General features: G+C 53.2%; 13 protein-coding genes. 6 read left to right on the top strand and 7 right to left on the bottom strand.

Features of this window, described 5'->3' with window-relative positions:
- The first annotated feature begins 102 nt into the window (after positions 1-102).
- From HUN04_04240 to HUN04_04225, 4 genes are read left to right on the top strand one after another with little or no spacing between them, the layout of a single operon-like run.
- Positions 103-654, top strand: coding sequence for an HD domain-containing protein (locus tag HUN04_04240; GenBank protein ID WDP88983.1), 552 nt, complete (start codon positions 103-105; stop codon positions 652-654).
- Between the two features lie 14 nt (positions 655-668).
- Entirely contained in the window at positions 669-2,054 is a 1,386-nt protein-coding gene (locus HUN04_04235; GenBank protein ID WDP88982.1) for a hypothetical protein, read from the top strand.
- A gap of 3 nt (positions 2,055-2,057) precedes the next feature.
- The gene (locus tag HUN04_04230) at positions 2,058-2,816 is read left to right on the top strand and encodes a MotA/TolQ/ExbB proton channel family protein (GenBank protein ID WDP88981.1); all 759 of its coding nucleotides are present in this window, start codon (positions 2,058-2,060) and stop codon (positions 2,814-2,816) included.
- 20 nt (positions 2,817-2,836) lie between these two features.
- Positions 2,837-3,655, top strand: a complete 819-nt coding sequence (locus HUN04_04225) for a flagellar motor protein MotB (protein WDP88980.1) — start codon at positions 2,837-2,839, stop codon at positions 3,653-3,655.
- A 51-nt stretch (positions 3,656-3,706) separates the two neighbouring features.
- Here the strand turns inward: HUN04_04225 and HUN04_04220 are convergent, their stop codons facing one another.
- The 4 genes from HUN04_04220 to dnaX are packed head-to-tail and all read right to left on the bottom strand — an operon-like array spanning position 3,707 to position 6,878.
- Positions 3,707-4,144, bottom strand: a complete 438-nt coding sequence (locus HUN04_04220) for a YkgJ family cysteine cluster protein (protein WDP88979.1) — start codon at positions 4,142-4,144, stop codon at positions 3,707-3,709.
- On the bottom strand, positions 4,134-4,733 hold the full coding sequence (gene recR / locus HUN04_04215) for a recombination protein RecR (protein WDP88978.1): 600 nt from the start codon (positions 4,731-4,733) through the stop codon (positions 4,134-4,136). Before recR ends, HUN04_04220 begins: the two co-directional genes overlap by 11 nt.
- A 30-nt stretch (positions 4,734-4,763) precedes the next feature.
- Positions 4,764-5,072, bottom strand: a complete 309-nt coding sequence (locus tag HUN04_04210) for a YbaB/EbfC family nucleoid-associated protein (GenBank protein WDP88977.1) — start codon at positions 5,070-5,072, stop codon at positions 4,764-4,766.
- A 21-nt stretch (positions 5,073-5,093) separates the two neighbouring features.
- The gene (gene dnaX / locus HUN04_04205) at positions 5,094-6,878 is read right to left on the bottom strand and encodes a DNA polymerase III subunit gamma/tau (GenBank protein WDP88976.1); all 1,785 of its coding nucleotides are present in this window, start codon (positions 6,876-6,878) and stop codon (positions 5,094-5,096) included.
- A gap of 175 nt (positions 6,879-7,053) precedes the next feature.
- On the opposite strand from dnaX, the gene HUN04_04200 reads away from it, so the two are divergent.
- A complete protein-coding gene (locus HUN04_04200; protein ID WDP88975.1) occupies positions 7,054-8,310 on the top strand; it encodes a glycosyltransferase family 4 protein in 1,257 nt (418 codons plus the stop codon).
- Here HUN04_04200 and HUN04_04195 read toward each other — a convergent pair.
- The 3 genes from HUN04_04195 to HUN04_04185 all read right to left on the bottom strand — a co-directional run bounded on the left by HUN04_04195 (position 8,307) and on the right by HUN04_04185 (position 11,458).
- Positions 8,307-9,161, bottom strand: coding sequence for a protein phosphatase 2C domain-containing protein (locus tag HUN04_04195; GenBank protein ID WDP88974.1), 855 nt, complete (start codon positions 9,159-9,161; stop codon positions 8,307-8,309). The two genes, HUN04_04200 and HUN04_04195, sit on opposite strands and share 4 nt — an antisense overlap.
- A 99-nt stretch (positions 9,162-9,260) precedes the next feature.
- Entirely contained in the window at positions 9,261-10,406 is a 1,146-nt protein-coding gene (locus tag HUN04_04190; GenBank protein ID WDP88973.1) for a hypothetical protein, read from the bottom strand.
- A gap of 14 nt (positions 10,407-10,420) precedes the next feature.
- Positions 10,421-11,458 carry a GNAT family N-acetyltransferase gene (locus HUN04_04185; protein WDP88972.1) on the bottom strand — a complete coding sequence of 346 codons (1,038 nt, stop codon included), beginning with the start codon at positions 11,456-11,458 and terminating at the stop codon, positions 10,421-10,423.
- Positions 11,459-11,812: 354 nt separating this feature from the next.
- Between HUN04_04185 and HUN04_04180 the strand changes: the two genes are divergently transcribed.
- Positions 11,813-12,985 (top strand): IS4 family transposase, encoded by a 1,173-nt coding sequence (locus tag HUN04_04180; protein WDP93154.1) that lies wholly within the window; start codon positions 11,813-11,815, stop codon positions 12,983-12,985.
- The last annotated feature ends 14 nt before the right edge of the window (positions 12,986-12,999 follow it).

The following is a 12,999-nucleotide window of genomic DNA, read 5'->3' as shown; positions in this document are numbered from 1 at the left end:
TTGCTGTGGTGCCTTGAAGCCTGTAAATCTTGACTTTATTTAAGCTCCTGTTCTATAAAAAGTCAAGAATTGATACGCGAATTACTAGAAAACGGAAGTGAAATGACAAAACTTGCTGACCTCCTGTTCGAGGTGCGGATGCTAAAGGATCTCAATCGTACCGGATATGCCTTTCTCGGTGCAGGCCGGGAGACAATTGCAGAGCACAGCTTTACCACCGCTTTTATCTGTTTTACCATGGCCCGGCTGGTGCCGGATGTGGACAGGGAAAAGCTCATCTCCATGGCCCTGGTTCACGACATCCCCGAGGCCAGGACCAACGACCATAATTATGTCCATAAAAAATACAACACCGTTGATGAATCCAAAGCCCTGGACCATCTGACAGGCGATCTTGCATTCGGAGAAGATATACGGGCGCTTATGGATGAATTCAACCAGGGGGAGACGGTTGAGGCTCAGCTGGCAAGGGATGCGGACCAGCTCTCCTTTATACTTGAACTTAAAAAGATAAAGGATATCGGGGCAGCGACTCCGGACGGCTGGCTCCCCTATGTGACCGGCCGGCTCAAGACCGATATCGGCCGCCAACTGGCCGGGGAAATACTAAACACCAAATGGGACGAGTGGTGGACCAATGGTTATTCCGAATAAGTACAAGGAACCCCATGGATAGACCGGTCCCCTTTATCCTATATATCGGCCAGCGGGCCGGTCAATTGGAATTCCCCCAAGGGGAATGGGAGGTGGCGGTATGCCAGGGGCCGGAAGATATTCCCGACGTGACCCGGCGGCCGGATATCTTTCTCATGGACCCCTTTGCCGGCCCTTCGGAAGGGGGATGCGACATGCCCCTTGCCCGGGAATGGCTCGGTACAGTCAGTGCCTTGCCCCATAAATACCCGCCTGCGGTCTTTGCCGTGCTTCCCGCCCATTGCGGGGTGGAGGAACGGGTGGCGCTAATGGCGGCAGGCTTTGACGACGCTGTTGAATGGCCGGTTTCCCACCATCTTCTCAGACACCTGTCCAGGTGCCATACGGAAAAAAACCGGATTGCCCAGGATTTGGATGCCAAACAGGAGGCCCTGGACCGGTCTTTTGCCTACCTGGACCGGTTTAAGGGGGAATTGAAAAAAACGAAAACCGAACTCGGGGAGGAGAGAAACAGCCTCAATGCCGCGTTGAAGCAGGTGCAGCAGATGACCCTGGAACGCAGACGCCTCAAAGCCGGTGAAACCGATCTGAAAAGATTGCTTAAAGAAAATATGGAGGGGTTCGGAAACATTCTTCATACCTTAATTCAGCACCGGGTGGAGGAAAACCGGGGCCATGGCGAGCGGGTTGCAAACATAGCCGAGTTCATTGCCAAAGGCATGGGAATGGGTGAAAAAAAGTTGGAGGATCTCAGAAAAGCTGCTATGCTGCATGAAATCGGCCTTCTTTTTCTCACCGGCCTGTCCCGGGGCCCTTTTGGGGAACAGGGACAAGACGATGACTTTAATATGGCGGCTGACAGCCCGGAGGGGCCGCCTGCCTATGATCAGGCGTTGAGGGTGCAGTACCCTGTGAAGGGGGCGCAACTGCTGAAACAATGTCCGGGATTTGAAGGGCCGGGCCGGATCATTCACAACCTCAACGAAAATGCGGACGGCACAGGGTTTCCCGACGGTTTGAGGCGGCGGTATATCCCTCTGGCGTCAAAGATCCTCGCCGGTGCCGACGAATTGGAGAACCTGCGGGAGAAGGCGGAAATCAAGGGCGTCGATGATATTCTCAAGGCCCTGGAAGGGCTTGCCGGCGTCCGCCTTGATCCGGTGATCGTGGGGTGGCTGGAAAAGTATGTGGTGATTCACCTGGGACCTGAGGCGTTTAAGGTCCGGGGGGCGGGCATTGAACACCTGGAGCCGGGAATGGAACTGGCGACCGCCCTGTTTACAGCTTCCGGGACTAAGCTGTTTACGGCCAATACCGTGCTGACCCGGGAATCCATTGATAAAATTATACAATACCACAGGGAGTACCCTGTGGATGCAACGGTTTATATAAAGGTTTAGCATATGGATATTGCGTCGGTAATCGGTGTTGTTTCCGGATTGGGCTTTGTACTGGGAACCATTCTTCTGGGCGGCAGTATTATGATGTTCGTGAACATTCCGTCCATTCTCATTGTTGTAGGCGGGACCGTGGCCGCGGTCATGATCGGGTTTCCCATGGCCGATGTGCTGGGAATGATCAAATCCGGGTTGAAAGTGTTCATATTCAAGATCGAAAAACCTGAAGATATCATTGCCAACCTGGTTGAAATTTCCAATAAAGCCAGGAAGGGGGGGCTTCTTTCCATTGAAAGCGATATCCAGAGCACTGAGGACCCCTACCTGGCCCAGGCGCTTCAGATGACCGTGGACGGGGTGAAGACCGCCGACATCGCCCAGATCATGCAAAAACAGATGGAGCTGACCAAAAAGGGCCTGGATACCGGTGCCAATGTTTTTTCTGCCATGGGGTCCTACGCCCCTGCATTCGGAATGATCGGTACCCTTATCGGCCTGGTCCAGATGCTGGCCAACCTGGATGATCCCTCATCCATCGGCCCCAAAATGGCCGTTGCCATGATTACCACCTTTTACGGGGCGGTCATGGCCAACCTCTTTTTTATTCCCATGAGCGATAAGCTCACCGGCCGGGCCGAAGAAGAGATCATCAATATGAATATTATTTTCGAAGGTATCCTGTCCATCAGAGAGGGGGAGCACCCCAAACTCATGGAAGACAAGCTCAAAGTGTACCTGTCGGATTCCAAGGAAGAAAAGAAATAAATTGAGAAGAGGCCCCGTACATGCCTGAAGATACCGGCGCAGAACATGAAGAGGAGATGACGCTTGCCTCTCCGGCTCCCCCGGAGAAAAAAGAGGACGGCGGCGGCGCTCCGGAATGGATGGCCACTTTTGCGGACCTGGTCACCCTGTTGATGTGCTTTTTTGTGCTCCTGTTCGCCATGAGCACCACCCAGCAGGAAACCTACAAGGAGCTGGTGAAATCCTTGAGAAGCGCATTGGGGGCCCAGGCCGTCCCGGAATCCGGCACCCGGGAGGGGCTGACCATGCATGCCGTCCCTTCCGAGGAACCCTCGGAGAGCCAGGCCATTGACGAACTGGGGGGGATGATCGAAAAAGAGATGGAAGATATCGTTTCCGAGGTCAGGGAACTGGTATTGTTCAACAATCTCGGAGGAGAGGTCAGCGTTACCAAGAGCGAGGACGGGGTGGTGAGCACCATGTCCGACCTGCTTCTTTTTGACGAGGGGGGCACCACGCTTGCTCCCAAAGGGCTGGATATCCTGGAAAAGGTGGCGGCTGTGCTGTCGAAACTGGCCTACCATGTCAAGATCAAGGGCCACACAGACAGTGAGCCCATTTCCTCGGCCCACTATCCTTCCAACTGGGAGCTGTCCAGTGCCAGGGCCTCTACAGTGGCGCGCCTCCTGGTGGCAAACGGGGTATCCCCCTTTTATATTTCAGCAGAAGGGTATGCCCAGTACCATCCCGTGGCCACCAACGATACGGCGGCCGGCCGGGCGAGAAACCGCCGGGTGGAGATCGTCTATGAACGGGATTCCATTGCCCGCCAGTTTGCCGATATGCCAACCAATAAATAAAAATATGGTGCCCGGCTCAACCGCTTGACGGTTTTAGGCCGGGCATAAAAATTACCTATTGAAATTTTGGTCCAGTTTTTCCTTTTCCCCGGCCACAATACGCTGAAGCTCGCTGTGGGGAATTCCTTTTTTCATGCCCGGGCAGGAGTTGGCCATAATGTCCCAGTTTTCGGGGTGGGTGATAATGGTTTTGATATAGGGCCATGCCTTGCACATGTAAGGTTTCACCGGGTGGATGGTGCATTGTTTTTCAGGATCGAAAAAGATGCAGCAGCCGTTTTCTCCCAGGGTGAGCACCGGCCTTGAACCGGACATGTCACAGTATTTCTGCACAAAGGTGGCCGGGTCGGCCTGGATGAAGGCGCAGATTTTATCAATGTCTTCGGCAGTGACGTAGGTGCCGCCGAATCCCCTGCAGCATTCGCCGCATTGCTTGCAGTCAAAGATGTCCTGGGCGGTTAACCCGCCGCTGCCAATATTAGAATCCATACCGTTTTTCCATTGCTTTTTGCATGGTCAGGGGATCCACGTACTGCAGGTCCCCGCCCATGGGTACACCGGATGCAATCCGGGTGATGCTGATGCCGGACGATTTGAGCCTGTCCTGGATGTATGCGGCCGTGGCCTCGCCTTCCACGTTGGTTTTGGTGGCTAGGATGATTTCCGTAATCCGGCCGGGCTCGGCCCGGGTGAACAATTCCGCAAGGCGGATGTCTTCGGGGCCAATGCCGTCTATGGGGGACAGGGCTCCGCCCAGAATGTGATAATGCCCTTTAAATGACCCGGAATTCTCTATGGCCGCCATATCGGTGGGATTTTCAACCACGCAGATCAGCGACGGATCCCTTGTGGGGTCCGAGCAGATGCGGCAGCGGTCCTTGTCGCTGAATGCAAAGCAGTTTTTGCATAGCTTGACGCTGGATTTGAGTTCGAGGATATCACCTGCCAGGGCGGCGGCCTGGTGGTCCGGCGCATGGAGGATATGCAGGGCCAGGCGCTCAGCTGTTTTTTTTCCGATTCCGGGCAGGGTGGAAAAGGAATTGATCAGCTTTACAATGGCTTCCGGGTAGTGGTTCACTGGGCGGCTTCTACAATAACTTTGGCCGGATTACAGCCCGGGAATGTTGAACCCGCCGGTGAGCTTGCCCATTTCTGAGGAAACCATTTCCTGGGATTTGTTCAGGGCGTCGTTAACGGCAGCCAGTACCAGGTCCTGGAGCATTTCGACATCTTCGGGGTCCACGACTTCCTTTTCCAGGACAATGGATTCGATTTTCTGGCCGCCGTTGGCGATGACCTTTACCATGCCGCCGCCAGCAGTGGCCTCAACGGTTTTTTTGGCCAGCTCTTCCTGGGTCTTGAGCATTTTCTTCTGCAGTTTCTGGGCCTGTTTCATCATGGTGTTCATATTTTTCATGGGTGGATAACTCCTTTTGAATTATAGTATCTCTCCGTTAAACAGCCGCCGGGCCTCCTGGACCATGGGGTGGCGGGCCGCAGCCTGTTTGGCCTTGTCTTCGGCAATTTTGCTTTGTGAAGGTCCCTGGGGCCGCTCTGTCGTGTCGGCAGTGATTTTGAGTTTTATTGGTTTTTTCATGAACTGCATGCTCAGGGCCTGCAATTCCTTTTCTTTATTTTCCATCCTCTTTTTTTCAAAGTCAGTACGCAGGCATAAGCTGGCGCTGACATGATCTTGGGCCGAGGTGTCCACATCGGCCCGGGACAGCAGGGCAAACATGGATGGGAGTTTGCTCTGCAGTATATTGAGAAAGCCGGGCCAGGTAACCGGTCCCTGCGGTTCTTGCATTTCCGCGGGGCCAGGGGGCTGGACGGGTACGGGGCCGGGGGAGGCCGTCCGGTTCGGCGGTGCCGGCTGATCGTTCATCACCGGCGGCATGGCGGGAAGCTCTGCAGGCAGCGGTTCCGGCGGCATGGTATCCGGCGGCGGGCCCTGGTAGCCGTGGGGAGGCGCCGGCGCCTGGGGAGCCTGCGGTGTCGGCATAGCCTGTGGTGCCGGCATTGCCTGGGGAGCGGGTGAAACCGCCTGTGAAGGGGTAGGGGCTGCCGGCTGTTCGCTGATTTGTCTGGCCAGGAGATCAAGCTTGCTGATGATTTTATCCAGATCGGCTCCCGGGCTGATCTGAATGAGTTTGAGCAATACCATCTCAAGGGCGGTCTGGGTATGGGAGGCATACCTTACCAGATTCTCGTCATCCAGAAGCCGCTGGAGCAGCATGCCGGTGTAGGTGGCCGATTGGGCCGCCACGGCATCTGCAAGGCGGTTTCTTTCCGCGTCAATGAGATTCAAACTGGGGGTATCCTTGCCGCAGATTTTGATGATGTTCAGGTTCCTGAAATGGGCGATGATATCTGAATAGAATTTTTTCAGGTCCATTCCGGAATCGTTCACCCGCTGGACAAGGCTGATCAGGGCTGCTCCGTCTTTACTGAATACGGCCGATGCCAGGTCGAACATGAGTTGGCGGTCGGAGACGCCCAGGTTTTCGGCCACCACCTCATGGCGGATGGTTTTATCCGGGCTGGCGGAAAGTATCCGGTCCAGCAGGCTCAAGGAATCCCGGATGGATCCGTCAGCCTCCAGGGCCACCATATCCAGGCTTTCTTGTTCCACCTCAAATCCTTCTTCCCGGCATAAAAATGCCAGGTGGCCGGAAATTTCTTCCAGGGGAATCCGGGCCAGGTCATGGCGCTGGCACCGGGAGAGGATGGTGGCCGGAATTTTGTGGACCTCTGTGGTGGCAAATATGAAAAGTACGTGTTCCGGCGGTTCTTCAAGGGTTTTGAGCAGGGCGTTGAACGCCGCCGTGGACAGCATGTGGACTTCGTCGATGATATAGATTTTAAACCTGGCCGATGCCGGCATGTAGGTTACATTTTCCCGTAGGTCCCGGATCTGTTCCACACTGTTGTTGGAGGCGCCGTCAATCTCAAATACATCGGCGCAATGCCCGTTGATGATGTCCTTGCAGATTTTGCACCGGTTGCAGGGGGAGGGGGTCGGCCCCTCGGTGCATGTCATGGCCTTTGCCAAAATTCTGGCAATGGTGGTTTTCCCGGTGCCTCTGGGGCCGGTGAGCAGGATGGCATGGGCCACCCGGTCCGCTGCAATGGCATTGGTCAGGGTGGTGGTTACATGGGCCTGTCCCACAACCTGCTCAAAGGTCTGGGGCCGGTATTTTAAGGCTAAAACTTGGTAAGACATGAAGGTTCAGGCATGCTGTATGGCGTATTGTCCACGCCGGGTTTTATCCAATTTATCGTTTTGTTATCACCAAAGGGGTGCCAAGTGGACTTTATACCAGAGGGCCGGTTGGGGGTCAATGAGTGAATTTTGAATTATTCTTCTCATCCCCCTTTCCATATGGTAAAATTCCCCCATGAAAATTCTCCATGTATTAAGCCAGATGCCGGATTTTACAGGATCCGGTAAAACCCTGCAGGCTATTATCAAACAGGCAAAAGCAAGGGGCTTTAAGAATTACATGGTTGCCGGAATTCAGAACGATTTTGAACCGGACCCGTCTCTGATTCCTATGCACCATGCCCTTTTTGTGCACTTTAACGGTGGGCCTGGCCTGGATTTCCCCCTGCCGGGCATGAGTGACGTCATGCCGTATCAAAGTACTGTGTTTTCCTCAATGGGCCCTGAACAACTGGCGCAGTACCAGGATGCCTTTGAACGCAAACTTCAGCAGGCCAAAAAAGACTTTGCCCCGGACATTATCCATACCCATCATTTATGGATTGTTTCAAAAATTGCAAGGTGGGTATTTGCGGACCGTCCCATGGTGACATCCTGCCATGGCACCTGTCTGCGCCAGTTTTCCCTGTGCCCCAGAATCGGTCCGGAAATCGCCGGGGCAGTCAGAAAAATAGACCGGATACTCTGCCTGGGCCATCACCAGAAGGAAGCGGTGATGCAGATCCACGGCGTTGATCCAGAACGGCTGCGCGTGGTCGGTGCGGGATTTGAAAATGATTTATTTGGTTTCGGCTCCGTTACCGCCCGGGATGCCAAGCCTGATACTGGGCCCGTGGAGATCGTCTATGCCGGAAAACTGAGCCGGGCCAAGGGAGTCCCCTGGCTGCTGAGGTCCATTAAAAAGGTGTCACGCCTGAATTTCCGGCTCCACCTGGCAGGGTCCGGCAGCGGCAGGGAAAAAGACGAGTGCCTGGCACTGGCAGAATCCCTTGGAGACCGGGTGGTTGTGCATGGGCCTTTATCCCACCGCGACCTTGCCGGCCTGATGAAAACCGCCCATCTTTTTGTCCTGCCGTCATTTTTTGAGGGGTTGCCCCTGGTGATCATGGAAGCGCTCTCTTCGGGGTGCCGGATCCTGACCACGGCACTTCCGGGTACAAGGGAAATTCTTGGAAGCACCCAATCCCCCATGGTGGAGATGATCCCACTGCCACCCCTGGAAACCGTGGATACTCCTTTTGAAAAGGATATGCCCGGCATGGAGGAAAAACTGGCTGCCGCCCTTGAAAAAAGTATTCAAACCATACTGGACCACAGGCAGCCGGACATGGACTGGGCCGGAAAAATTACCCGTGCATATACCTGGGAAAAGGTGTTTTCAAGAATGGCGGCCGCTTATGAGGAGGCCTGTCTTTCCAGGGAAGCGTCTTAGAGGGTGACGGCTATGGCAGCTATGTCGTCATGGCACTTAAAGCGGGGGAAGGCAAGGCATTGGGGATCCGTCTTTTCTTTATTCCGGATCCGTTCCTTCACGCCGTCGAGGCCCAGCGAAAGATAATCCTTTACCAGGGGGGTGAAGTCCTTATGCTTTTCAGGGGTCTCCCTGGGCATGGACAGGCCGTCTGTGAACAGCAGGACCTCCCTTACCCCTTCCAGGGAGACTTTTCCCTGGTTCAGAAAATGTTCAGCCTTTTTTTCGCCGTTGAGCACGCCGTAATTTTTATTCATTCCCAATCGGACTTTTTTGATCTGGGGGGCCAGGGCCCGTTTCAGCGCCGGAATCCCGTTTTCCGGATCATTGCCGTTGAGCCGGCCGGGGGGGCGGGAGATCTGTTTTTGAACCAGCTTTTTCCACAGGGTAAGGGTTTCATGGTCATGGTCTTCCCGGTCAACCAGGACCCTGTGGGAATCGTCGCCATGGATCAGAATAATGAAGGCATCCCCTGTCTGGATCCATTCCAGTTGCCGATCCTTGATCCGGACAACGGCAGCGCTGGTGCTCCAGAGGTTTTCCCTCCTTGTCACATTTACCCCATGCCGGACCATCTGGTCCATTATCTTATCGTTGGCCTCACAGGCCAGTTGTTTTAAAGGATAGTGGTTCCGTCGGAATACGGACTTGGCGGTCTGTGAAGCAATCATGCCCCCGGTTTTCCCTTCAAAACGTGTCCGGCCCGTCAAACTGGTTGCCCCGTCAAACACGCCGAAGATATTGTCCTGGATCACCAGGCAGTCTTCATTGATTTCGGCTGTTCCCTTTTCAAGTATGTAACGGATTTCCATGGTTCCCCTTTTGAGTTTCATACATTGGGGGATTATAAAAGCGGAGCGGGGCAAGTCAAAACGATAATATCAATATCTTTTATTGTTGGTATTGATATTTTAAATGTCCGGTGTTGAAACACGGAAAACGATTTTACCCGATACCGGCAATCCCAGTCTTAAAAAACGCGCCTGGCCTGGATTGGCTTGGGGCATTTTTTCAGTGCCGTAAATCTGTATTTTGGATTGCGGTCCATGCGTTACTGAAAAAAATACCGAATCACCCAGCGATTCGCCGGGGATCTGGTGAATCCAATCCATATGGACGGTGAGATGTGCTCCCTGCCTTTCAACCCTTGACCGCGTGCAGTGCAGGTGCTGGGTCAGGCACTGGCGGATGTCCCTGGCCGGCAGCAGATTCTTTTTTCTGAGTTTTCGGTTAATGGCTTTTATCCATGCGTTGATCACTGCCATGTTGTTGCCGGGGCTTTCATGGAGAATATTGGCCCAGTGCAGGGGAAGGATCGGTTGGTCCGGATTAAAATCCGGGGCAGGCGCCACCCGGTTCCAGGCAATGGGAGACGGCCCCCGGTCCATTAACACCACCTTGTTTTCCCATCCCACCTCCCTGAACTGGGGTTGGGCATGGCATCTGGCCCGGTCAAATACCAGGGAGACCTGCCGGATACCGAAGGAAGCGGCAATTTTCTGGAATCCCGATTCCCCGTTGCCGAAACTATGGTTCAGGGCCGGTGGAATAAAAAGTTTCACATCTGTATCAAGGCGGTTCTGGTGCAGGAGTCTGAAAAAATATTCCAGATGCATTTTTACCTCATCCGGATGGCGCATCTTACCGTCATTTGTATGGAATTCGCTCCTGTCCAGTTTTCCGTCCATCCAAAATTCGTGTCCGACACCGTGGAGGGCGGGTTCAAGAAAGGGCGCCGCTTCTTTTATAATGGATGCCGCCTTTTCCCTTTGTGCCTGGTCGATAACGGGGGCCTGCCAGCGGCTGCCCATCCAGGTGGCGGAGGGCAGCGCCCTGAGCAGATTGGTCCTGTCCCATTCACAGAGGACAAACCCGACTGGAATCCGCATGCCCAATCCTTTGCCAAGTGCTGCCAATGCCTTGTAATCTTCCGGGACATGGGATCTTGGCATACCGGTGCGGAACGGTTGGTTTTGCGCCGACCCGTCCCGGCCGTTCCACCACCCCACATCGTCCACGGTCACTATAAATGGTTTGGGGATAGCAATGTCAAACATTCTCAGCCCTCTGGCTATAGGGATATATATTTTCTGATAAGCGGCCCCGCAAGGTTCGCCCCCCATACGGGCAGCTTTCTCCAGGGCGCAATGGAAAGCGTTTCCTTCACTGTTTTGGTCTCGTTCAACGGCCATGAATACCAGGCAAGGGGGGCTTCTGACGGTCCCCATTGCTGCTTGAATTTATGGGTGGAAGCCCCCCTTGAGGACCGGCCCATATCAAACCGGTCCAGCCCCAGGTTGCAGGCGAACCTGATCATCTGCCAATAGAGGAGCATATTGGTGTTCAGGTGGCGGTATTCCCTGAGCGATGACGCCCAGGGGTTGGCCAGCCGGTTTTTAAACCGGAGCATGAAGGCGGCGGCACAAGGTTCTCCCCGGTAATAGACGACACAGATAAAGGCCCTGGAAGGGAAGGCGTGGAAAACAGCTTTGAAAAAACGCCTTGAATGGACCGGGGAACCCAGATCCCGCATGTTTCTGCTGAATACCCGGTAGAAGGGCGCCAGAAGCCGCTCCTTCCCGATATCCCAGGCCAGGCCGTTTTTCATCCCTTTTCGGATTTGGCTTCTGAGTTTGGAGGGAAAACGGGCCATCATTTCCTTGGCGTTCGGCGCCAGGGGGATTTGCATGCCGACTTTTTCATCGTAAACCAGCGGGCGCCGGCCCCCAAGTGCAAGGTCGGGGCAGGAAAACCGGCAGTCCTGCCTTAAAGAGAGCCGCCCAGATCCTTTGGACGCCAGAAGGCTGCCTGTTTTCTCAACCAGCCACCTTCCGGCCTCATGGTCTCGGGCAAGAATGCCGGCCTGGTCGAAAAATGGGATGGAAACCCATTCCGGATTGAAAAAAGGGCGTTTGATTTTGAAAAGCGGCAAAACGGCACGAATCCGGTCTTTCCCGTTTCCGTCCACCGCCGCCAGATATAGGGGGGCGTGGCCGTAGGCGGCTTGGATGGCATTGCTCCATTCAAAAAGGTGGCCGTAGGCCGCATGGGGGTGTTCGGATACAAACCGGTTCCACCCACAGGGGTGATTGACACAGACAAGTTTCATGATGCGTGACCCTTGCACAGGCTTGATGGATCATGGGGTATCTATTGCGTTTTATGTTTGAATTCTAGCAGAAAGCCGTCTTAAAAGCAATCGGGAAGGGCGGCTGTAAATGGGGGGAGGGCGTAAGGCAACCAATCTGAAACGCCGGGAGCTACCCGATTTCAGGATTGGGTTTGTGGCACGGTTTTACTCTGTAAAAGGTGGGGGGGCTTGGGCATTTTGTGTGGTAACAATCACTGTTGTCCAAAAACGGAATTTAGGTAAAAAAATATTGTAGGAATTCTCCTTGCGAGATTATGGTTGTTGCGACCAAACAATAACCTGAGAATCCCAAACAAGGAGAATTCCGAAATGATGGTACGTCATGCGAGTCTGTTCAGTCAATTGGTAGCCTTTTTTAACCGTAATAAATTTATGAATCTGGTAGCGAAGAACAAAACAGAACGATATTCCAAGGGGTTCAAAAGCTGGGACCATTTTGTTGCTATGCTTTTCTGTCAAGTTGCCCAGGCAAAGAGCCTGAGGGAAATCAGTGGGGGCCTTGCCTGCTGCATGGGGAAACTGCGCCACCTCGGTGTATCCTCGGCGCCAAGTAAATCAACGTTGTCTTATGCTAATAAGAACCGCTCATGGCAGCTGTTTCAAGATCTTTTCTATGATACCTTTGAATTTTGTCGCAAACATTCACCTGGTGGTCACAAATTCAGGTTCAAAAACAAACTGCTTTCTTTGGACAGCACAACAATATCCTTGTGTCTCAGTCTTTTCCCCTGGGCAGAATTCCGTCGTACGAAAGGTGCCGTTAAACTTCATCTGCTACTGGATCATGATGGCTACCTGCCTTCCTATGCTTACATATCAAATGGCAAGAATCACGAATCCAAATATGCCAAAAGATTCCCGCTCGCACCAGGATCAATTATCACAATGGACCGTGGATATAACGATTACAGCCTGTTTGCTTCCTGGACAGCACAAGATGTATTTTTTGTGACCAGGCTGAAAACCAATGCAGCTTATGAGGTGTTATCAGAGCGTGAGCTACCTCTTCGGAGAAACATTCTCTCAGATGAAATGATCAAGTTTACCGGCCACAATGCCCGGAAAGCATGTCCATTCATATTGCGGAGAATCGTTGTTTGGGATGCGGATAACCAGCGGGAAATCATTTTGCTGACAAATCATTATAAATTCGGAGCAACCACCATCTCGTCTATCTATAAGGATCGCTGGCAAATCGAATTGTTTTTCAAGGCCATAAAACAGAATCTGAGAATCAAGACCTTTGTCGGAACGAGTGAGAATGCCTTGTACACACAGATTTGGACAGCATTAATTGCCATGCTGCTGATCAAATTTCTACAACTCAAATCAAAATTTGGTTGGTCTTTATCCAACTTGATCGCTTTTTTGAGATGGAACCTGTTCAGCTACAGGGATCTTTGGAAATGGCTCGATAAACCGTTTGAGACCGTGCCGACGACCCCACCGCCAGTACAGATGGAATTGCCTTTTAAAAGGTTCTGAAAATATAGGAAACG

This window comes from Desulfobacter sp. (genome assembly GCA_028768525.1).
Lineage (GTDB): Bacteria > Desulfobacterota > Desulfobacteria > Desulfobacterales > Desulfobacteraceae > Desulfobacter.
The sequence above is the reverse complement of the archived record's forward strand: the minus strand, read 5'-3'. Positions and strand labels throughout refer to the sequence as shown.